This window comes from Paraburkholderia sp. SIMBA_053 (assembly GCF_046534895.1).
Classification (GTDB): Bacteria; Pseudomonadota; Gammaproteobacteria; order Burkholderiales; family Burkholderiaceae; genus Paraburkholderia; species Paraburkholderia caledonica.
Genome location: NZ_JAWRXU010000001.1, coordinates 1,088,113 through 1,107,845, shown reverse-complemented (window position 1 = coordinate 1,107,845; position 19,733 = coordinate 1,088,113). Strand labels below are relative to the sequence as shown.

The window sequence follows — 19,733 nt, the reverse complement described above, 5'->3', positions numbered from 1 at the left end:
GTGATGAAATGAATCAATCGACGCGACCTGCAGCGCTTCCGCCTTTGACGGGCGGCAAGCTTGTGCTCGCAACGCTTGCCGTAGCGCTGGCCACGTTCATGAATGTGCTCGACTCCTCGATTGCGAACGTGGCTATCCCGACTATCGCGGGCAACCTCGGCGTATCGGTCGATGAAGGAACATGGGTGATCACGCTCTTCGCCGCAGCCAACGCAATTTCGATTCCGTTGACGGGTTGGCTCACGCAGCGTGTCGGGCAGATCAAGCTTTTCGTCTGGGCGATATTGTTGTTCGTCATGTCTTCGTGGCTATGTGGAATAGCACCGAATCTGCCGGTTCTGCTCGCCGCGCGCATTTTGCAAGGCGCGGTAGCGGGCCCGTTGATTCCGCTTTCGCAGGCCATTCTGCTGGGCTCGTATCCGAAGGAGAAGAGTTCGCATGCGTTGGCGCTGTGGGCAATGACAGCGACTGTCGGCCCGATTGCAGGGCCTGCGCTCGGTGGCTGGATTACGGACAGCTATTCGTGGTCGTGGATCTTCTACATCAACATTCCGGTTGGGCTTTTTGCTGCGGGTGTGACATGGGCGATCTACCGCACGCGCGAGTCCCCAACGAAGCGTTCGTCGATCGACAAGATCGGGCTGATCTCGTTGATCGCGTGGGTCGCTTCGCTGCAGATCATGCTCGACAAGGGTAAGGACCTCGACTGGTTCAATTCCCCGGTAATCGTGGCGTTGACTGTGTTTGCAGGGATCAGCTTTGCATTCTTCGTGATCTGGGAGCTGACCGAGAAGAACCCGGTCATCGATCTGAGGCTGTTCGGCGGCCGCAATTTTCTTGGCGGCACCGTTGCGATTTCGGTTGCGTATGCGGTGTTTTTCTCCAACCTCGTCTTGCTGCCGCAGTGGATGCAGGGTTACCTGAACTACCGGTCCGTCGATGCAGGTCTCGCCACGGCGCCGCTCGGGATATTCGCCGTGATCCTTGCCCCTGTGATGGCGAAGATCATGCCGCGCTCGGATGCGCGCGTTCTCGCAACGTTGGCCTTTGTCGGCTTTGCGGGCGTGTTTTTCATGCGTTCGCACTACACGACCGGCGTGGATACCTGGACGCTCGTATTGCCCACCTTGTTGCAGGGCATACCGACCGCATTGTTCTTCGTGCCGCTGACCGCCATCATTCTTTCCGGCCTCGCGCCTGAGAAGATTCCTGCCGCCGCGGGCTTGTCGAATTTCGTGCGGGTGTTTGCGGGCGCAGTGGGAACGTCTCTTGCCGCAACCGGCTGGAACGATCGCACCATCTTGCATCACGCGAGACTGGCTGAGCAGACGGGCGTCACCAACCCTGTTTTCACTACGGCACTGGATTCGGCGCAAGCTGCTTTGGGAGGAAGCCGGTCTCAAGCGATGGCTTTCTTCGAACACTCGATGAACACCCAAGCCGCCATGCTTGGACTCAACGACATTTTTTGGTTGTCGGCTGTGATCTTCGTACTGATCATTCCGTTGATCTGGGTGACGAAGCCGGGCAAGACGAATGCCGCGGCGGCCGCTGCAGCGGGGCACTAGGAACTGGCACGCCCACGCGCCATTCGTCGTGCCTAAGTCGACGAACTTCCCGCCAGGCAGTTTTGTCCAAATAACGTAGGCTGGAGTTGATCATGAAGCCCTTCTACGTTGCCGCTACTGCCGTTATTGCCGTCGCCACTATGCTGTTGGCCGGCTGTTCGTCGGCGTGGCCGCCGCCCGGCGAGCCAGTCGCCTCACACGTTTCGGCTACCACCGAAACTCGCACCTCGTCCGCTTATCAGGGCGCAAAGCCAGCCACGGCAGCCGCGCCGGTCGCAAGGCCGCCGGCGCTGAGCGTCGGTGTCACCGATCCCGGCACGCAGTTGATTCTTCCCTGGTTTCTGGCTGACATCGTCAATGCGGTCAATACGCGTCAGTCGTTCGGCGACTTGATGCACACGATGAAAAACGGGCTTTGATCTGCGGTTGGTCCGTCGCGTTGTCTCGCTGCTCGCAGGCGATTCCGGAGTTTCCGCGCACCACTTGTTCTCATACAGCGACGTGGCCGCGGCAGCGCATTACCTTCCGTCAAACGATAGCGACGCCGCATTCCTTGAACGCCCCGCGCAATCCCAATTGCGGGTACGCGCTCTCCAACGTGCGTAAATCGGCCCGCATTTCCTCGACGATCCAGTCGCGCACGTTCGCGACGATGGGCCGCAAAGGCCGGTTCGCGGGCGACACCAGACAGCAGCGCCTATTGGTCACGAGGATTTCTTCTTCAGCGGGGACGAGTGCGCGTTGCGACAGCCAGTGCGACACCACGTTCAGCCAGCCAAGCGCGATGCCCTGGCCGAGCAGTGCCGCCTGCACGACGATCGCGTAGTCGTTGAAGCTGAGCATGCTCGCCACGCGCCGGCCGTGCTGCTCGAACGCTCCGAAACGGTGGTGCCAGCCGCGCTCTTCGTCGTCCATCACGATGACCGTGTCGCCGTGCTCACGGCCGGCGTCTGTGAGCGACGTTTCCTGATAGCGTGGATTGCACACGGGCAACAGGGTTTCGGGCATAACCAGCACGCTGTTTTCGTCGATGTCGCCGGCGTGCATGAAGCGCATGCCCAGATCGACATCGACAAGCGGTCCACCAATGCGCCCGGAAATGAGCTGAAACCGCAGATCGATTGACGGGAACGCTTCGTTCAGGCGGCTCATGCGCGGCATCAGCCAGTGCGTCGTAAATCCCGTGGATACCGACAGCGTGACCGATTCCACGCCCGTAGCACGCGCTTCTATTTCACGTATCGCGCTTTCTATGCCGTTGAATCCTTCGGAGATCTTGGTGTACAGAATCCGCCCGCTTTCGGTGAGTTCAATGCCGCCGCGCACGCGCTCGAAGAGGCGCACTCCAATGTGATCTTCCATGCGGGCGAGCATACGGCTCACGGCAGGCTGGCTCACATAGAGTTCTTGCGCGGCACGCGTGAAGTTGCCGCAACGAGCGGCAGCCTCGAAGACGAACAGCGCATTCGCGCTCGGCAGTTTTTTGCGTAGATTCGGCATGACTTGATGTTATGCCCGATCCAACAATTTGGGAATTGCCGCCAAAAAGTTTGACACCTATATTTTCCCTAATGCAGGCCCTTCAGCGAGAGCAAACGCAATGGACGCACGAGCGAAAACAGGAGTCTCCATCCGGTCGGCAGCGAAGCGCTATGGACCCGTAATCGCGTTGGACGACGTCTCGCTCGACATCGAGCCAGGCGAGTTCGTGTCGCTGCTCGGACCGTCCGGGTCGGGCAAGACGACGCTGCTCGGCATCCTCGGCGGCTTTGTTCAGCCGAGTTCCGGCTCGGTGTGGGTCGGCGAGCGGGACATTACATTTGCGCCGCCGCACAAACGCAACATTGGCATCGTGTTCCAGAACTACGCGCTTTTTCCGCACATGACGGTGGGCGAGAACGTCGCGTTCCCGCTGCGCGCGCGCCGCGATCCGAAAGCGGGGTGGGCGGCGAAAGTGGCCGACGCGCTCGCGATGGTCGAACTGAGCGGCTATGAATCCCGCGGCATCAGCCAGCTTTCCGGCGGTCAACGTCAACGCGTCGCGCTTGCAAGAGCAATGGTCTTCGAGCCGCAACTGATCCTGATGGACGAGCCGCTTTCCGCGCTCGACAAGCAGCTGCGCGAAACGATGCAGATCGAGTTGCGGCGTCTGCATCGCAAGCTCGGCGCGACGATTGTCTACGTGACGCATGACCAGCGCGAAGCGCTGACCATGAGCGATCGCGTGGCCGTATTGAAGAACGGCAAGCTCGTGCAGATCGATACACCCGAGCGTCTTTATGACCGGCCTTGCGACGCGTTCGTCGCGAGCTTTATAGGCGAGGCGACGCTGCTCGATGTGCGCCGCGCAGGCGACGACGCCGTACGCCTCGGCGACGCGGTGTTGCGAACCGCGCACCCGTTGCCGCGCGGCGAGCGTTTGCTGCTTGCCGTGCAGACAGAAAAGCTCGTGATCGACGCCCGTCCGGCAGAGCCTGCCGCCAACCGGCTCTCGTGCCGCGTGACCGAAGTGCTGTACCAGGGAGAAAGCCTGCGCGTGTTCGCGACACTGGCTGACGGCACCTCGATCAGTCTGCGCCAGCCCGGCAATCACAACGCACGGAGCCGCATTCCGTCACCGGGCGAACAGATGACCGTTGTGCTCGATCCGCAGGACACGATCGTCGTGCCCGCCTGACTCTCCCCGCCCGCCCGGGCATACGTCTTACGAATTTAACGCAACCCGCAAAAGGATGATGCAATGAAGCTCACCGATTTCAAGGTCCTGACGTTCGACGTCGTCGGCACGCTGATCAACTTCGAACAGGGCGTGCTTACGTCCGTGCGGCGCCTTGGCGGCGCGGCGGCGAAAGATCTCACCGACGACCAGATCTTCGAGCCGTATATGCGCGGACGCGCGAAGTATCCGGGTCGTTCGAGCCACGAAATGGCGAACGTGTATCTGTATCTTGCCGGCGAGTTGGGCCTGCCCGACGACGCGCAATCCGCGGCGGCCTTCCAGCGCGACGTGCTGGAGTGGCCCGCGTTCGAAGACTCGGTCGAGGCCCTGAAGCGCCTGCGCAAACATTATCGCCTCGTCGCGATGACCAACGCGGACCGCGTCGCGTTGTCGGCCTACGCACATACCCTGGGCGACCCTTTCGACGACACCGTGTGCTGTGACGAAACGGGCGTCGCGAAACCTGACCCGCAGTTCTTTGCCTATAACCGCGGACGTCAGGCGGCATTCGGCTTCAAGTTCAACGAGATCCTTCACACCGCGCAGAGCCAGTATCACGACATCGGCATCGCGACGAAGCTGGGTTACTCGACCTGCTGGATCGAGCGACGCCAGGGCATGAAGGGTTTCGGCGCGACGCCGGTGCCCGAAGCCGTCACCGCGCCCACGTTCAAATTCGCAACGCTCGGCGCGCTCGCTGACGCGGTCGAAGCCGAAGCGCGCGCTGCTTAAGCCATGCTCGCGCCCGCCCTCCACAACGATTCGCAGCGGCCGCAGCCCGACTCGCTATGGCGGGCGATGGCCGCCCGCTCAGCGCAACGGCAGCCGCCCGTGAGCACGGGCGCGCCGCTCGCGCGCGATCTGGCGGTCGACGTGGCCGTGATCGGCGCGGGTTATTCGGGCCTGTCGGCCGCGTACGCGCTGCAAAAGCGCGGCGTCGATTGCGCCGTGTTCGATGCGAACCCGGTCGGTTGGGGCGCGAGCGGGCGCAACGGCGGGGTGGTGTCGTCGAAGTTCCGTTTGTCGTTTCCGCAGATCGACAAGCTGCACGGATTGGATACCGCGAAGCGCATGCACCGGCTCGCGCACGACGGCGTGCGAGTGGTCGAATCGTTCGTCGACGAGTTCAAGCTCGAACGAGCGCACTTCGAGCACACAGGCAGCCTGCGTTGCGCGCACACCGACCGCGCGTTCGCCGCGATCTGTGCGGAAGCCGACTGGGTGCGGACGCAGTTGGGCGACACGTCGATGACAGTGCAGTCGCCCGAAGAAGTGAGGCGCGAGACAGGATCGAGCGAGTTTGTGGGCGGCGTATTGAGCGCGGATGCAGGCACGATTTTGCCGCTCGAATACGTGTACGGGCTCGCGCGAGGCCTCACTGCGCGCGGCGTGCCGATTTACGAAGCCACGCCGGTTGTCGAAATGACGCGTTCGCAAGGCGGGCCTGCCGGCGTCGTGCTGCGAACGCCCGGCGGCACGGTGCGCGCGAGACAAGTCATTGTCGCGACCAACGCGTACTCCGATCTCACGTCCGCGACCGCTGCCTATCAGCGTGAACTCGTGCCGTTTCGCAGCGCGATGATTGCGACGGAACGCCTGCCCGCCGAACTCGATAATCGGCTCATGACGCAGCGCCGCAGCTATACGGAAACGCGGCGCATGATGAAGTGGTTTCGCAAGGTCGACGGCCGTATGCTGTTCGGCGGGCGCGACGCGTTCGGCAAGGAAGGCCAGGCGACCGGCTTCGACGCGTTGCAACGCGCGATGGTCGCGCTATTTCCCGATCTCGCGGATCTGCGTATCGAATATCAGTGGTCCGGCTATGTCGGCATGACGTTCAATGCGTTGCCGCATGTTGGCCGCAGCGACGACGCCACGACCTTTTGTCTGGGGTATAACGGAGCGGGCGTCGCGATGGCGAGCCTGCTTGGCCAGCATGCCGCAGCACTCGCACTCGGCGAGACGCCTGAGCTCGCGTTGCTCGGCCAGCAAGGCTTGCGGCCCGTGCCGTTCCATTCGCTGCGCGCGCCCGGCGTTCGCGTCGTTGCCGCGTGGTACCAGTTTCTCGACGCCGTGGGTGCATGATGACGACAGCCAAACGGATTCTCCAGGACCCCGCCCTGATGCAAACAGTTGCCACGGACCCGTCGGTGCGCCACCAGCAACGCGAAGACCGCGCGATGCTGCTGCTGCTCGCGCCCGCATTGTTCGTCGTGGTCGTGCTCCTGGTGGTGCCGCTTGCATGGCTGTCGTGGCAGTCCATCTGGCATGACGGCGGCTTTACGCTTGTCAATTACCGGCGCATTTTCACGGGCACCTATCTCGACACGTTCCTCATGACGTTCAAACTCAGCGTCATCGTGACGGGCGTGACGTTGCTGCTGGGCTATCCGGTTGCGTACTTTGCGGCGTCGGTATCGCCGCGATGGAGTGCGCTGATACTCGGCATGGTGATCCTGCCGTTCTGGACCAGCGTGCTCGTGCGTACTTATGCGTGGCTCGTGCTGCTGCAGCGCACCGGCCTCATCAACAAGGCGCTGCTTGCGACGGGTCTTGTCGATCGTCCGGTGCAACTTGCGTATAACCAGTTCGGCACCATTCTCGCGATGGTGCACATTCTGCTGCCTTTCATGGTGCTGCCGCTGTATTCGGCGATGCAGAAAATCCCCGCTAATCTTTCGCAGGCCGGCGCCAGTCTCGGCGGCTCGCCGCTGCACGTGTTCTGGCGCGTGTTCCTGCCGCTATCGATGAGCGGCGTCGTGGCAGGCGCGACGCTGGTATTCGTACTGTGCCTCGGTTTTTACATCACGCCCGAACTGATGGGCGGGGGCAAGTCCATCATGGTGTCGATGGTGGTGAGTCGCAACGTCGAGATTTATAACAGTTGGGGCGCTGCGAGCGCGGTCAGTGTCGTGCTGCTGCTCTGCGTGTTCGCGATTTTCTATGCCGCGAGCCGCGTGATTCCCCTGGAAAAGACCCTGGGCGCGAAATGAACAAGATCCCGTTCGGCAGAGTCGTGCTCGGCGTACTCGTCGTGCTGATTCTCGTGTTTCTAATGCTGCCGGTGCTGATCGTCGTGCCGCTGTCGTTCTCCGACACGCGCTTCATGACGTTCCCGCCGCCCGCCTATTCGTTGCGCTGGTATCACGCGTTCTTCGACAATCCCGCGTGGATCGACGCGGCTCGCACGACGCTCGTGGCGTCCGTATGCGCAGCGGTGCTCGCGACGCCGCTCGGCATCGCCGCGGCCTATGCGATCCAGCACGGCACGCACTGGTCGATGCGCTATCTGCGCACGCTGCTCATGTTGCCGCTGATGGTGCCGATCATCATCGTCGCGGTGGGCGTGTTTTTCGTATTCACGCAGGCCGGTTATGTGAATACGCTGGGCGGCCTGATCGTCGCCGATACGATGCTCGGCCTGCCCTATGTGCTGATTTCTGTGGGCGCCGATTTGCGCACGTTCGACCGCACGCAGGAGATGGTCGCGCGCAGCCTCGGAATGAATCGCCTGCGCAGCTTTCTTGCGGTGACGCTTCCGCAGATCAAGGCGAGCGTGATTTCGGGTGCGGTGTTCGTCTTCATTCAGGCGCTCGACGAAACAGTGGTTGCATTGTTCATCTCGGGCGGCACGAACCAGACGCTCACGCGCCGCATGTTCGTCACGCTGCGCGACGAGATCGATCCCACCATCGCCGCGATCAGTACGATGCTGACCGCGTTGACGTTGTGTCTCGTGATGATCGTCGTCGTGAGCCGCCGTTCTTCGGCGGCGCGGGCGTGATGTCTTTGAACTCTCTCTATGGGAAGCGGATGTCGAACGCACTGAAGTTTTATATCGACGGCGCCTGGGTCGAGCCGTCGGGCACCGCACGTCTGCCCGTGGTCGATCCTTGCACGGAAGAAGTCTTCGCTGAAGTCGCGCTAGGCAATGCAGACGATGTCGAGCGCGCCGTGGCCGCCGCGAAGCGCGCGTTCGAGTCGTTCTCGCAGATCGGGCCTACCGGGCGGATCGCGCTGATCCGCCGGATACTCGACGCCTATATGGCGCGCTACGACGACATGGCCGACATCATCTCGCGCGAGATTGGCGCGCCGAAAGCGCTTTCGCATGCGTGGCAGGCCGCGCTCGGCAAGCGTCACCTCGAAGAACTGCTCCGAACGTGCGAGACGTTCGCATGGCAGCGCAAGAAAGGGACGACGCTCGTCAATCATGAGCCGGTCGGCGTGGTCGCGTTGATCACGCCATGGAACTGGCCGATCAATCAGATAGTCTGCAAGGTTGCTCCCGCGATCGCGGCCGGCTGCACGATGGCGCTCAAGCCGAGCGAAGTGTCGCCGCTCAACGCCGTGCTGTTTGCCGAGATTCTCGACGCAGCCGGTGTGCCGCCCGGCGTGTTCAATCTCGTGAATGGCGATGGCCCGACTGTCGGCGCCGCGCTGTGCAGCCATCCGGACGTCGACATGGTGTCGTTCACAGGATCGACGCGGGCGGGCGTCGAAATCGCAAAGCTCGCCGCACCGTCCGTCAAGCGGGTGCATCAGGAGCTGGGCGGGAAGTCGGCGAACATTCTTCTCGACGATGTCGACTTCGAAGCGGCTGTGACGTCGGGCGTGAACTCGTGCTTCAGCAACAGCGGCCAGTCGTGCAACGCGCCGACGCGCATGCTCGTGCCGGCAGCGCGGCACGAAGAGGCCGTGCGCATTGCACAGCGCGCGGCGGCCGCGCATCGCGTGGGTCCCGCGGACGACGAAACGACGACGATGGGCCCGGTCGTCAGCCACGTGCAATATGCTCGCGTGCAACGGCTGATCGAAAAGGGCGTCGAGGAAGGCGCGCAACTGGCGGCGGGAGGCCCCGGGCGGCCCGACGGTTTGATGCGCGGCTACTACGTGCGGCCCACGGTGTTCGCGAACGTGGACCCGTCGATGACGATTGCGCGCGAGGAAATCTTCGGTCCCGTTCTCGCGATCATCCCGTATCGCGACGACGAAGATGCCATTGCAATCGCGAACGATACGCCATTCGGCCTCGCTGCCTACGTGCAGTCGGCGGACCTGGCGCGCGCCCGGCGTGTGGCGTTCCGTCTGCGCGCGGGCAGCGTCTATGTGAATTATCCGTCGTGGGACCCAGGCTCGCCGTTCGGCGGCTACAAGCAGTCAGGCAACGGCCGCGAGTACGGCGAGTGGGGCCTCGAGGCGTTTCTCGAAGTGAAGGGTATCGTCGGCTACGGCGATTAGGAGCCACTCGAACGGCCGCGCAGCAGGTCGGCAATGCGCTCGGCGATCATGATGGTTGGCACGTTCGTGTTGGCGCACGGAATCGACGGCATCAACGACGCGTCGCACACGTATAGATGTTCGACGCCGTAGACTGCGCCGCGCGCATCGGCGACAGCGAGCGGATCGTCGGCGGCGCCCATGCGGCAGGTCCCCGACGGATGCCAGGTGCCGCCCACGGAGCGCGTGACGAACTGCGTGAGCGCGGTGTCGTCGGCGAGCAGTTCGTTCAGCGTCACCCCTTGAGTCACCACGCGCCGCACGAGCGACGCCCGTAACGGGCCGGCGATATCGAGCAGCAAGCTCAGCGCGCCGCGCTGCAACGCGTTCCATGCGCCTGGCACTGCAACGGCTGCGACCCGCGGTGAATAGCTCGACGGGAATACTGTGCCGAGATGCGCGGCCATCGGCGGCGCGGACAGAGTGTGTGCGCCCAACCGCAGCGCGAGCTTCAGCCGTTCGAGATCGCGCGCATCGGACAGCATGGCGAAGTCGACCTCGGGTTCGTCGAACGCGCTCGACGATTTCAGTTTCAATCGTCCACGCGAATACGATTTGTTGACCCAGAAAAACATCGTGCCGAGACGGTAGCCGACCGAGTGCCAGCCCGAGCGCGACAGTATTGCGCCGTGCATGTCGCCCGGCACGGTGCCGGGCAAGCCCGACGAAAAGCGCACGATTGCCTGTTCGTGATGCTCGTGACGAAAGGGCGTGCGTGCCGCGCGAGGCAGATAGGCGGACACCGCAATAGACGGATGCTCCATCAGATTGCGGCCCACGCCTTCGCGATGTGCGAGCACGTCGATGCCCAGTGCGGCAAGCTCGTCAGCGGGACCGATACCGCTTCTCAGCAACAGCGCCGGCGAGTGAATGGCACCGGAGCACACGATCACGCAGCCGGCCCGAATGTCGTGATGCGTACCGTCCGGCCGGATCATGCGTGCGCCGACCGCACGCCGTCCGTCGAACAGAATGCGTTCGGCGGTCTCGTGGGTGCAAACGGCGAGGTTGGATCGCGCGCGCACGGCTTCGTCCAGATAGCAAACGGACGTGGGTATGCGTTCGCCGCCCGCGCTTACTGCGATCGACCCGATGAAGGTGCCGTCTTCCCACGCGCCGTTCTGATCGGCGCGCAACGGATAATCATGTTTCAACGTATCGAGCACGGCTTTCACGAACGGCGAGATGCGCGGCCACGCAGTGCGCTGAATGCGCAGCGGGCCGCTCGCGCCGTGCAGGGCGCTGATACTGACGTCGCTGGAATTGCCGAAATCGTGGTCCGTTTCGAGCTTGCGAAAGTAGGGTAGACACGTTTGCCAGTTCCAGCCCTGCGCGCCGAGTGCTTGCCATTCGTCGTAATCGGCGGGCGCGCCGCGGTTGGCCATTAATGCGTTGATCGCGGAGCCGCCACCGAGCAGCCGCGCCTGTTCATAGCGGCGCAATGCGGCAGGCGCGCTCATGCGCGCTTTCAATTGCTGCCAGATGTTCGTGCTGTCGAGGTAGGCGCGACCGGGATAGCGGCTGCGAATGTCGGCTGGCATTGTCGCCTGCGAGATGTCGCGACCCGCTTCGACGAGGCACACGGTCTTGCCGGCGTCTTCGGAAAGACGCGCAGCGAGCACGCAGCCCGCCGATCCGCCGCCAAGAATCAGATAATCGATCACGTTGGATAGATAAAGACTGTGGGGCTCGTGGCTGTAAATGCGATCGGTGCGATCCATGCGATGAATGCGCTGGATGCAATGAGCGCCGCAAGATACAAAACGCCCGCGATGAACCGTGTTCCCGCGGGCGCTTCAATCGTATGGGCGAGGAGTGCGCGAGCTATTGCATGAACTTCAGCCACCGCGCTTTTGCCTGGATGCCTGCATCCGACGCCCACCAATCTTCAGACATCAGTGCCTGTTTCGCGGCGTTCTCTGGCGAGCTTGGCAATTCGCTTGCGCGCTTGGCCGTGATCTTGCCGGTCTTGAACGCCGCGGGGTTCCCTGGACCGTAGTCGATGTAAAGCGGCAGGTTGGCCTGCAACTCGGGTGACATTGCAGCGTTCAGGAAGCGCATCGCGTCGGTCAGGTTCGGCGCATTCTTCAGCACGCACAACTGCGTGTTTTGCAGAATGCCGTCGTTGAATGTGAAATCGACATCGGAATTGTCCTTGCGCACAGCGCTCGCGCGGCCGTTCCAGATCATCGTCATGTCGACCTCGCCGTCGTGCAGCAATTGCGCGGACTGCCCACCGGAAGTCCACCACACGGTGATGTCGGGCTTGATCTGTTGCAGCTTCCTGAACGCGCGGTCGACGTCGAGCGGATACAGCTTGTCGCGCGGCACGCCGTCGGCGAGCAGGGCGGCTTCCAGTACCGTTTGCGGATCGTTGCGCAAGGCTCGGGTGCCTGGGAACGCCTTCACGTTCCAGAAATCGGCCCAGCTTTGCGGTGCCTTTTTCAGCGTTTTCTTGTTGTAGCCGATCACAGTCGAATAGAACTCATACGCGACCGAATACGGCGTGCGGTACTTTTCCGGCATCGCGGCAGCGTTGGGGATCTTCGAGAAGTCGAGCTTCTCGAGCAACCCCTCGCGGCCGCCGCGCAGACAGTTGGAGGTGGGCGTGTCCACTACGTCCCAGATCGGCTTGCCGGTAGCGGCCTGAGCCTTGATCTGCGGCCACGCGTCGGGAATGCTGTCCTGGTTGATGGTGATGCCCAGTTCCTTCGCAGCGGGGTCGAGAATCGCTTTGGTCTGGGCTTCCTGATACGTGCCGCCTTGCGACACGAAGGTGATTTTTCCTGCGGCGAGAGCAGGCGCCATGCTCATTGCGCTCAACACAAGAGTCATGGCAAACGGGCGCAACCTTGGCATGCTTATCACGACTTCTCCTCGATACGGTTGAAGCGAAAGACATCATCCAGGTCGGCGCGAATGCGCCTGCGGCTTGCGGCCGGAGGGGCAAATAGCGCTGGCTTGACTGGAAATATAGTGAGTCAATTTGACCGGGGCAACGCCGCAATTGTTGGAGCGGCCATGACATGGCGTTATGTCTGCCGGCGTCGCTTGCGGCGCATCAGCCGTCTAACTGTTTTCGCCGCGCGTGTCGATTCGCGACATCACATTCGCGACGATCCTGTCGCAGCGCGCGCCGGCGAACCCGAACAGTTCGCTCCCTGCGAGGTCGATGTCTCGCGCCAGTGATTCGCGCAGCAGGCTTTTCGCACGGAAATGCCTGCTACGCACAGTGGCTTCGGCAATGTCGAGGCATTGCGCGGTTTCCTCGACGCTCAGCTCTTCCACTGAACGGAGGACGAATACCGTGCGGAACGATTCTGGCAGCTCGTCGAGTTTGCGCTCGATCAGCGCACGCATTTCCGCGCGCGCCACGGCGCGGTCGGGGGATTCGGAGTCGGACGGATGCATGGCTTCGAGATCGAGGTCGGCAGTGTTCGAACTGACTATCGGAAAGACATTCTCGCGGCGCGCATGACGGCGCAGCCGGCCGTAGCACTCGTTGAGCACGAGGCGCGAAAGCCAGGTCGACAACGCGGAGTCGCCGCGAAACTGGCTCAGCGAACGATACGCGCGGAGGTACGCGTCCTGCAGGGCGTCTTCGGCTTCAGCGTCGTCGCGCAGCGTGGCGCGCGCGAGCCGGTAAAGCCGTCGATTATGGAGGCGCATCAACAACTCGAATGCGGGCCGATCCCCAGCGACGATGCGCCGTACGATCGCGAGATCGTCGTCGGCGCCGGATATCGACGGCACGGTGGCTGTCTCGGTCATTGCTAGCGGGCTCTCATCGAACGGTCAGTGCACCGTGCATGGTCGGGTGAAACGTGCATCCGTAGGGAAAAATGCCGGCCTTGCCCGGCTCGTACGACCATGATGCGCTCGCGGCAATGCTGCGCGAATCGAATGCACGAGTCTCGGCCGTCGCGGTATGGGGAAAGATGTCCTTGTTGATCCATACAACGCGGTCTCCTCGCTTCACGGTCAAATCCGGCGGATTGAATTGCATGTTCTCAATCGCGACCACATATGTCTTCGGCGCCGCAATCGCGTTTGCCGCAAGCAATGCCAGCATCGCGCAAGCGAGCGCCGTACATCCCCAAACGGCGGCGCCCCGCGCACACCGCCGCTTAACCACTGCTTTTCTCCAGCGACGCCTGCAGATGCTTCGCATGCTCGAGATGCGCGACGAAGGCGGGCCGGACCTTTGCGAGCAGCGCTTTCAGCTCTTCGTTCTTTGCGCTCGGAATCAGCGTTTTATCGAGCGCATCAAGCACGTTTTCATGGTAGGTCACTTCATGATCGATGTACGCGCGATCGAAGGCCGAGCCTTTCAGCTTCTTCAGAGCCGCGAGATTTGCATCGCCGCCTTGCTTCAGGCTTTGGCTCGTGCCGTTGTCCTCGGGCGTCACATTCAGCTTGTGCACGAGATCGCTGGCTGATTGATTGACCGCGCTGTGATCGGTGACCATCTGTTGCGCGAACGCCTTGACGTCGCTCGACTTCGAGCGCGACTCGGCGAGCTTGCCCGCGTCGATATCGACCTGATTGGCCGTGACGACAATCGCCGCGATCTGCGGATCGGTCGGACCGGCGCTTTGAGCCCAGCTAGCGAGACTGACGAGCGCCAGCGCGCCTAGCCAGTGAGGATGGATCAGTTTCATGCAGATTCTCCCGTTCGACCAACGTTTCGTTGCATACGACGTTGGATGTCACGACGGAGAATCCTGTTCCCAGTTCCCAGACGAGCGTATGCCGTCAGTGGCCGTGGCGCTCGCCGGCCGCCACCGGTGTCTGCTTCGACTGCCGGCTCAGCATCAGCGTGACGACAGCCGACAGAGCCAGCGTTGCGCCGACCACATAGAGGCCGGCCGAGTAGCCACCCGTTACGTTCTTGAGCCACCCGATCGCGAACGGACCGACGAATCCGCCGAGATTGCCGATCGAGTTGATCATGGCGATTCCTGCGGCCGCGCCGGCGCCCGACAGGAACATGCTCGGCATTGCCCACAGCGGCGCCTTCGCCGCGCTGATGCCGACGTTTACGATGACGAGGGCGAGCACGATCATCAGTGCTGTTGAGGCGTTACCTGCGAACACAAAGCCAAGGCAGGCCAGCGCGCACGGAATGACGACGTGCCACGTGCGCTCTTCGGTACGGTCCGAATGCCTCGCCCACAGGATCATTGCGACCACGGCGGCGATGCTGGGGATGCCGGCGAGCAGGCCCGTTTCGAACGAGCCGAAGCCGTACTGCTTGATGATTAACGGCGCCCATAGGCCGAGCGTGTACAAGCCCGCGGAGGTCCCGAAGTAGATCAGCGCCAGAGCGAGAACACGTGGATCGCGCAGTGCTCTCATTGCACCGGCCGTGTGGCCCGCGTGCGACTGGCGCGCGTCGGCTTCCGTCTTCAGTTTCGCGATCAGCCAGTCGCGCTCTTCCGGCGCAAGCCATTGCGCCTTCGACGGCGTGTCGGTCAGATACTTCAGCACGAAGAAGCCGAGTACGACGGCGGGCAGCGCTTCCAGGATGTAGAGCATCTGCCAGTCCGCGAAACCGGCTATCGATGGAAGCTTCATGATCGCGCCGGAAATCGGCGAGCCGATGGCGGTGGAAATCGGCGCGGCCGCCATGAACCATGCAGCGGCGACCGCGCGCTGACGCGTCGGAAACCACAAGCTCAGATACAGGATGATGCCGGGAAAGAAGCCCGCTTCGGCCACGCCCAGCAGAAAGCGCAGCGCATAGAAGCTGTTGGGTCCGACGACGAACGCGGAAGCCAGCGAGACGATGCCCCAGGACACCATGACGCGCGCAATCCAGCGGCGCGCGCCGACCTTGTGAAGAATCAGGTTCGACGGAACCTCGAACAGAAAGTAGCCGATGAAGAAGAGACCGCCGCCGAATCCGAATGCAGTCGGCGACAGACCGATGGCCTTGTTCATGGTCAGCGCGGCAAAACCCACGTTGACGCGGTCCAGAAAACTCACGAAGTACAGCAGCATTACAAACGGGATGATCCGCAGCATGAGCTTGCGGGACACCCGGCTTTCGAGGTCGGTCATCATTGTCTCCTCCTTGGAGGCGTGGGCTGTGCTCGCTTGCAAACGCAGCGCAGCGCCGCGCGCGCCGCAGCCGTCGGATGCGGCTGTTGGGCGGCTGTTGGGCGGCTGTCGTTAGGCGCTCGTGAAGCGCTTGCGGCGCGCGTTACACGGCGCGAACTGTGGTCGCGTGATCCAGACTTACGCGGCGTTGGCAGCGGGCGCTGCGGCCCGCTCGATGAACGCGCAGACGGCAGCGGTCACCTGCGCGGTAGTCGCCGTTCCGCCGAGGTCGCCGGTATGCAGCGACTTGTCGGCGGTGACGGCTTCCACTGCCTGCATCACGCGGTTTGCGGCATCGAGTTCGCCGAGATGTTCCAGCAGCATCACGACCGACCAGAAGGTGCCGACCGGATTGGCGAGACCCTTGCCCATGATGTCGAACGCGGAGCCGTGGATGGGTTCGAACATCGACGGAAAGCGGCGTTCCGGGTCGATGTTGCCGGTCGGCGCAATGCCGAGGCTGCCGGCGAGCGCGGCGGCGAGATCGCTGAGAATGTCCGCGTGCAGATTGGTGGCGACGATCGTATCGAGGCTCGCCGGACGATTGATCATGCGGGCCGTGGACGCATCCACCAGTTCCTTGTCCCATGTGACGTCGGGGAATTCCTTCGAGACCTGTAGCGCGATCTCGTCCCACATCACCATTGCGTGACGTTGCGCATTGCTTTTCGTAATCACCGTCAGCAGTTTGCGCGGACGCGACTGTGCGAGGCGGAAGGCGAAACGCATGATGCGCTCGACGCCGGCACGCGTCATGATCGACACGTCGGTGGCAGCTTCAATCGGGTGGCCCTGATGAACCCGGCCGCCCACGCCGGAATATTCGCCTTCCGAGTTCTCGCGCACGATCACCCAGTTCAGGTCTTCGGGCTTGCAGCGTTTCAACGGTGCGTCGATGCCGGGCAGGATGCGGGTCGGGCGCACGTTTGCGTACTGGTCGAAACCCTGGCAGATCTTCAGACGAAGTCCCCACAACGTTATGTGGTCCGCAATGTCCGGGTCGCCCGCCGAGCCGAACAGGATAGCGTCCTTGCCGCGAATCGCGTCGAGCCCATCCGCCGGCATCATCACGCCATGCTTGCGGTAATAGTCGCCGCCCCAGTCGAAGTTCTCGAATTCGAACGCGAACGACTTCGTGGTTCTGGCGAGCGCTTCGAGGACTTGCGCGCCTGCCGGCACGACTTCCTTGCCGATGCCGTCGCCGGGAATGGTTGCGATGCGATAGGTTTGCATGTCTCCGGTCCTTCAGATGTTGTAGATGTGAGTGACTCTATCGATATCTGGACGCAAAAACCGGTGCTAGACTCAAAGCATCTTTAACTCTAATTCACAAGTGACGCTGATGCGCGACACCGTCCAGCCGGCCGATTTGAGCTTTTTCTCTACGCTCGCCGCGTCCGGCAGCCTGAGCGCGGCGGCACGTGAGCTGGGGCTGACCGCAGCGGCCGTGAGCAAGCGGCTCACGCAGATGGAGAGCCGTGCCGGCGTGGCGCTCGTCAATCGCACCACTCGCCGGATGATGCTCACGCCCGAAGGCGAGTTGTATTTGCAGCATGCGCGCAGGATTCTCGACGAGATCGACGAACTCGCGGAGTTGCTCGGTTCGGCGAAGAAGAGTCCGAAAGGGCTGCTGCGCGTCAATGCGACGCTCGGGTTCGGGCGCAGCCACGTGGCGCCTGCTATCTCGCGTTTTGTCGCGAAGTATCCGCAGGTGTCGGTGCAGCTTCAGCTATCGGTCACGCCGCCGCCGCTCACAGACGATACATTCGACGTCTGTATCCGTTTTGGCGAGCCGCCCGATACGCGGGTCGTCGCGCGCCGCCTCGCAGGCAACCGGCGTCTGCTGTGCGCGGCGCCTTCGTATATCGCCTCGCACGGCTTGCCGATGACGCCGCACGATCTGACGCGGCACAACTGTATCGGCATTCGCCAGGGCGACGAAGCGTATGGCGTGTGGCGACTGACGTCGGGCAAGGGGGCGTCGCGCAAGACGGAAGCGGTGCGGATCAAGGGCACGCTGACCACCAACGACGGCGAGATCGCGGTGAAATGGGCGCTCGAAGGGCACGGCATTCTGCTGCGCGCGGAGTGGGACATCAAACAGTATCTGGCCGATGGCTCGCTCGTTGTGGTGCTGCCCGATCACGAGACGCCGAACGCGGATATCTTCGCCGTGTATTCGCAGCGGCATCAGATGTCGAACCGCATTCGCGCGTTTGTCGACTTCATAGCTCACGACTTGCAGGACGGAGCGGTTGGTTAATGAGGCTTCGACTATATTGATTCAATGCGTAGCTACCGGATGGAGGCGCAGCATGAGCGTGCAGCTAAACCATACTATTGTCTGGTGCCGGGACAAGCAGGCGTCGACACAGTTTCTGGGGGACATTCTCGGCCTTCCCGCTCCGATTCCGTTCGGGGAAATGCTGGTCGTGCAAATGGCTAATGACGTGTCGCTTGATTTCTATGAAAGCGATGATCCGATCGCCATGCAGCACTACGCATTTCTAATCAGCGAAGAAGAATTCGAGCGGGCGTTCGCGCGCATACGCGAGCGGGGGCTCGAATACTGGGCCGATCCCGGCAAACGGCGCGCTGGAGAAACGTACACGCACAACGGTGGCCGCGGACTTTATTTCGACGACCTCGATGGTCACTTTCTCGAGTTGATGACGCGGCCTTACAAGGTTGGCGCATAGGTTCTCTCGTAGCGTGGGTTAGATCGGCGACTGTTCTTCTCACTGCATCGGCATTGCCGGCATTGACTGCATTGCCGGTTGGCCGTCGACCGACGCGTTCTGCTGGGCCGCATGCATCGCGGCAACTTTTCGTTCTGCTTCCTGAATGCCGGCCGGATAGTTGGGGTCGTCGCCGACAGACGGGTTATATCCGGCGGCTTCGAGTTCTTCGAGTTCATGCATGACTTCAGCACGCGTAAGTTGATGCGAGCCGGGGGAGGGCGATGCTTGTGCGTGCGCCCATGTCGATGTGATCATCAACGCGGTGCTCGCCACCATCGTGATGAATGAGCGCGATACTGCGCGGTCTGCATACGTGCGTTTCATGGCAGTGCTCCTGGATTAAGAGCGTATCGACCGAACCCGGTTTGAGTTCGTTTTGACGTGCTCTGCATCGGTTAACCGGTGTAGCGGTAACTTATTCCCGGCTGCGAACGCCAATAACTCCGCCAGCTTAAGCAAGCGTTAACCTCGGGCGTTTAAATTGGCGTGCTTAATGCAGCTACGAAAAAAGGAGTGACTGATGAAAGACAGCGCCATGAACTTTGCAGACCAGGCCGTCAGCAAAGTGCCGCAAGTGACGTTGGGCTTCTGGGTGATCAAGGTCGCGGCCACCACGCTGGGTGAAACGGGCGGAGACTGGGTGTCGATGTCGCTGAAGCTCGGTTACCTGATTGGCTCGGCGATCTTCTTCGTATTCTTCGTCGCGCTCGTCTCCGCGCAGATCAAGGCGCGCGACTTCCATCCGTTCCTTTATTGGGCGACCATCATCGCGACCACGACGCTTGGCACGACAATGGCCGACTTCGCGGATAGATCGCTCGGCATCGGTTACCCCGGAGGCGTCGCGTTAGTCGTCGCACTGCTAGCGGCGAGTCTCGCCGCCTGGTATCGCTCGCAAGGCACGGTGTCAGTGGAAAGTATCGTCACGGCTAAAGCGGAGTGGTTTTACTGGGTCACCATCCTGTTCTCGCAAACGCTCGGCACCGCTCTTGGTGACTGGGTCGCGGGCGAAGATCGCGGCGGACTCGGCGTGGGTTACGAATACGGAGCAATGATTTTCGGCGCGGGCTTGCTCGTGGTGGCCGCCCTGTATTTCTGGTCGCGCGTGTCTCGCACGGCGCTTTTCTGGGCAGCGTTCATTCTGACGCGTCCCCTCGGCGCGACGCTTGGGGATCTACTCGACAAGCCTGTCGCGGAGGGCGGGTTGCACGTGAGCCGCTTATACGCGTCGGTGATTCTGCTCGTGTTTATCGTCGCCTGTATCGTGCTTCTGCCGCAGCGCCCCGCGAGACGTGCACCTGCTGTATAACGATGCGTCGATGC

At 62.2% G+C, this 19,733-nt stretch carries 20 protein-coding genes; 11 read left to right on the top strand and 9 right to left on the bottom strand.

The genetic code is table 11. The features are described 5' to 3' along the window. Nucleotides 1-8: 8 nt before the first annotated feature. Both SB753_RS05030 and SB753_RS05025 read left to right on the top strand, forming a co-directional pair. Nucleotides 9-1,568 (top strand): DHA2 family efflux MFS transporter permease subunit, encoded by a 1,560-nt coding sequence (locus SB753_RS05030; protein ID WP_410799287.1) that lies wholly within the window; start codon nt 9-11, stop codon nt 1,566-1,568. A 92-nt stretch (nt 1,569-1,660) separates the two neighbouring features. Continuing rightward, nucleotides 1,661-1,987 (top strand): hypothetical protein, encoded by a 327-nt coding sequence (locus tag SB753_RS05025; RefSeq protein WP_088174228.1) that lies wholly within the window; start codon nt 1,661-1,663, stop codon nt 1,985-1,987. Nucleotides 1,988-2,096: 109 nt separating this feature from the next. Here the strand turns inward: SB753_RS05025 and SB753_RS05020 are convergent, their stop codons facing one another. Beyond that, nucleotides 2,097-3,068, bottom strand: coding sequence for a LysR family transcriptional regulator (locus SB753_RS05020; protein WP_087753557.1), 972 nt, complete (start codon nt 3,066-3,068; stop codon nt 2,097-2,099). A 100-nt stretch (nt 3,069-3,168) separates the two neighbouring features. Between SB753_RS05020 and SB753_RS05015 the strand changes: the two genes are divergently transcribed. The 6 genes from SB753_RS05015 to SB753_RS04990 all read left to right on the top strand — a co-directional run bounded on the left by SB753_RS05015 (nt 3,169) and on the right by SB753_RS04990 (nt 9,528). Further along, nucleotides 3,169-4,245 (top strand): ABC transporter ATP-binding protein, encoded by a 1,077-nt coding sequence (locus tag SB753_RS05015; RefSeq protein ID WP_410799285.1) that lies wholly within the window; start codon nt 3,169-3,171, stop codon nt 4,243-4,245. A gap of 63 nt (nt 4,246-4,308) precedes the next feature. Next, a complete protein-coding gene (locus SB753_RS05010) occupies nt 4,309-5,019 on the top strand; it encodes an HAD-IA family hydrolase (protein WP_408411801.1) in 711 nt (236 codons plus the stop codon). A 3-nt stretch (nt 5,020-5,022) separates the two neighbouring features. Next, nucleotides 5,023-6,372, top strand: coding sequence for an NAD(P)/FAD-dependent oxidoreductase (locus tag SB753_RS05005; protein ID WP_410799283.1), 1,350 nt, complete (start codon nt 5,023-5,025; stop codon nt 6,370-6,372). After that, nucleotides 6,369-7,280, top strand: a complete 912-nt coding sequence (locus tag SB753_RS05000) for an ABC transporter permease (RefSeq protein WP_204521849.1) — start codon at nt 6,369-6,371, stop codon at nt 7,278-7,280. Before SB753_RS05005 ends, SB753_RS05000 begins: the two co-directional genes overlap by 4 nt. Next, nucleotides 7,277-8,071: an ABC transporter permease gene (locus SB753_RS04995; protein ID WP_087753552.1), complete on the top strand. Its 795-nt coding sequence runs from the start codon at nt 7,277-7,279 to the stop codon at nt 8,069-8,071. Before SB753_RS05000 ends, SB753_RS04995 begins: the two co-directional genes overlap by 4 nt. Nucleotides 8,072-8,100: 29 nt before the next feature. Next, nucleotides 8,101-9,528, top strand: a complete 1,428-nt coding sequence (locus SB753_RS04990) for an aldehyde dehydrogenase family protein (RefSeq protein WP_410799282.1) — start codon at nt 8,101-8,103, stop codon at nt 9,526-9,528. Here the strand turns inward: SB753_RS04990 and SB753_RS04985 are convergent. The 7 genes from SB753_RS04985 to SB753_RS04955 all read right to left on the bottom strand — a co-directional run bounded on the left by SB753_RS04985 (nt 9,525) and on the right by SB753_RS04955 (nt 16,902). Beyond that, nucleotides 9,525-11,231, bottom strand: a complete 1,707-nt coding sequence (locus SB753_RS04985; RefSeq protein ID WP_410799622.1) for a GMC family oxidoreductase — start codon at nt 11,229-11,231, stop codon at nt 9,525-9,527. The two genes, SB753_RS04990 and SB753_RS04985, sit on opposite strands and share 4 nt — an antisense overlap. Before the next feature lie 160 nt (nt 11,232-11,391). Then, nucleotides 11,392-12,402 (bottom strand): ABC transporter substrate-binding protein, encoded by a 1,011-nt coding sequence (locus SB753_RS04980; RefSeq protein WP_410799280.1) that lies wholly within the window; start codon nt 12,400-12,402, stop codon nt 11,392-11,394. A gap of 234 nt (nt 12,403-12,636) precedes the next feature. Beyond that, entirely contained in the window at nt 12,637-13,338 is a 702-nt protein-coding gene (locus SB753_RS04975; protein ID WP_410799279.1) for an RNA polymerase sigma factor, read from the bottom strand. A 13-nt stretch (nt 13,339-13,351) separates the two neighbouring features. Next, entirely contained in the window at nt 13,352-13,702 is a 351-nt protein-coding gene (locus SB753_RS04970) for a cupredoxin family copper-binding protein (RefSeq protein WP_410799278.1), read from the bottom strand. Next, nucleotides 13,695-14,228 (bottom strand): DUF4142 domain-containing protein, encoded by a 534-nt coding sequence (locus SB753_RS04965; RefSeq protein WP_410799276.1) that lies wholly within the window; start codon nt 14,226-14,228, stop codon nt 13,695-13,697. Before SB753_RS04965 ends, SB753_RS04970 begins: the two co-directional genes overlap by 8 nt. 94 nt (nt 14,229-14,322) lie before the next feature. Beyond that, the gene (locus SB753_RS04960; protein WP_027776185.1) at nt 14,323-15,633 is read right to left on the bottom strand and encodes an MFS transporter; all 1,311 of its coding nucleotides are present in this window, start codon (nt 15,631-15,633) and stop codon (nt 14,323-14,325) included. A 174-nt stretch (nt 15,634-15,807) separates the two neighbouring features. After that, on the bottom strand, nt 15,808-16,902 hold the full coding sequence (locus tag SB753_RS04955) for a tartrate dehydrogenase (protein ID WP_020066563.1): 1,095 nt from the start codon (nt 16,900-16,902) through the stop codon (nt 15,808-15,810). Nucleotides 16,903-17,011: 109 nt separating this feature from the next. Between SB753_RS04955 and SB753_RS04950 the strand changes: the two genes are divergently transcribed. Both SB753_RS04950 and SB753_RS04945 read left to right on the top strand, forming a co-directional pair. Further along, nucleotides 17,012-17,932, top strand: coding sequence for a LysR substrate-binding domain-containing protein (locus SB753_RS04950; protein WP_027804395.1), 921 nt, complete (start codon nt 17,012-17,014; stop codon nt 17,930-17,932). 52 nt (nt 17,933-17,984) lie between these two features. Further along, nucleotides 17,985-18,368, top strand: a complete 384-nt coding sequence (locus tag SB753_RS04945; RefSeq protein WP_131318247.1) for a VOC family protein — start codon at nt 17,985-17,987, stop codon at nt 18,366-18,368. Between the two features lie 39 nt (nt 18,369-18,407). Here SB753_RS04945 and SB753_RS04940 read toward each other — a convergent pair whose 3' ends face one another. After that, nucleotides 18,408-18,734, bottom strand: coding sequence for a DUF4148 domain-containing protein (locus tag SB753_RS04940; protein ID WP_410799273.1), 327 nt, complete (start codon nt 18,732-18,734; stop codon nt 18,408-18,410). A gap of 196 nt (nt 18,735-18,930) precedes the next feature. On the opposite strand from SB753_RS04940, the gene SB753_RS04935 reads away from it, so the two are divergent. Continuing rightward, nucleotides 18,931-19,719, top strand: coding sequence for a membrane protein (locus SB753_RS04935; RefSeq protein WP_020066559.1), 789 nt, complete (start codon nt 18,931-18,933; stop codon nt 19,717-19,719). The last annotated feature ends 14 nt before the right edge of the window (nt 19,720-19,733 follow it).

Excerpts from the sequence above, each read along its gene's own strand:
- SB753_RS05030 (WP_410799287.1), top strand. The coding sequence starts at position 9 with ATGAATCAATCGACGCGACCTGCAGCGCTTCCGCCTTTGACGGGCGGC.
- SB753_RS05025 (WP_088174228.1), top strand. The coding sequence starts at position 1,661 with ATGAAGCCCTTCTACGTTGCCGCTACTGCCGTTATTGCCGTCGCCACT.
- SB753_RS05020 (WP_087753557.1), bottom strand. The coding sequence starts at position 3,068 with ATGCCGAATCTACGCAAAAAACTGCCGAGCGCGAATGCGCTGTTCGTC.
- SB753_RS05015 (WP_410799285.1), top strand. The coding sequence starts at position 3,169 with ATGGACGCACGAGCGAAAACAGGAGTCTCCATCCGGTCGGCAGCGAAG.
- SB753_RS05010 (WP_408411801.1), top strand. The coding sequence starts at position 4,309 with ATGAAGCTCACCGATTTCAAGGTCCTGACGTTCGACGTCGTCGGCACG.
- SB753_RS05005 (WP_410799283.1), top strand. The coding sequence starts at position 5,023 with ATGCTCGCGCCCGCCCTCCACAACGATTCGCAGCGGCCGCAGCCCGAC.
- SB753_RS05000 (WP_204521849.1), top strand. The coding sequence starts at position 6,369 with ATGATGACGACAGCCAAACGGATTCTCCAGGACCCCGCCCTGATGCAA.
- SB753_RS04995 (WP_087753552.1), top strand. The coding sequence starts at position 7,277 with ATGAACAAGATCCCGTTCGGCAGAGTCGTGCTCGGCGTACTCGTCGTG.
- SB753_RS04990 (WP_410799282.1), top strand. The coding sequence starts at position 8,101 with ATGTCGAACGCACTGAAGTTTTATATCGACGGCGCCTGGGTCGAGCCG.
- SB753_RS04980 (WP_410799280.1), bottom strand. The coding sequence starts at position 12,402 with ATGACTCTTGTGTTGAGCGCAATGAGCATGGCGCCTGCTCTCGCCGCA.
- SB753_RS04975 (WP_410799279.1), bottom strand. The coding sequence starts at position 13,338 with ATGACCGAGACAGCCACCGTGCCGTCGATATCCGGCGCCGACGACGAT.
- SB753_RS04965 (WP_410799276.1), bottom strand. The coding sequence starts at position 14,228 with ATGAAACTGATCCATCCTCACTGGCTAGGCGCGCTGGCGCTCGTCAGT.
- SB753_RS04960 (WP_027776185.1), bottom strand. The coding sequence starts at position 15,633 with ATGATGACCGACCTCGAAAGCCGGGTGTCCCGCAAGCTCATGCTGCGG.
- SB753_RS04955 (WP_020066563.1), bottom strand. The coding sequence starts at position 16,902 with ATGCAAACCTATCGCATCGCAACCATTCCCGGCGACGGCATCGGCAAG.
- SB753_RS04950 (WP_027804395.1), top strand. The coding sequence starts at position 17,012 with ATGCGCGACACCGTCCAGCCGGCCGATTTGAGCTTTTTCTCTACGCTC.
- SB753_RS04945 (WP_131318247.1), top strand. The coding sequence starts at position 17,985 with ATGAGCGTGCAGCTAAACCATACTATTGTCTGGTGCCGGGACAAGCAG.
- SB753_RS04940 (WP_410799273.1), bottom strand. The coding sequence starts at position 18,734 with ATGAAACGCACGTATGCAGACCGCGCAGTATCGCGCTCATTCATCACG.
- SB753_RS04935 (WP_020066559.1), top strand. The coding sequence starts at position 18,931 with ATGAAAGACAGCGCCATGAACTTTGCAGACCAGGCCGTCAGCAAAGTG.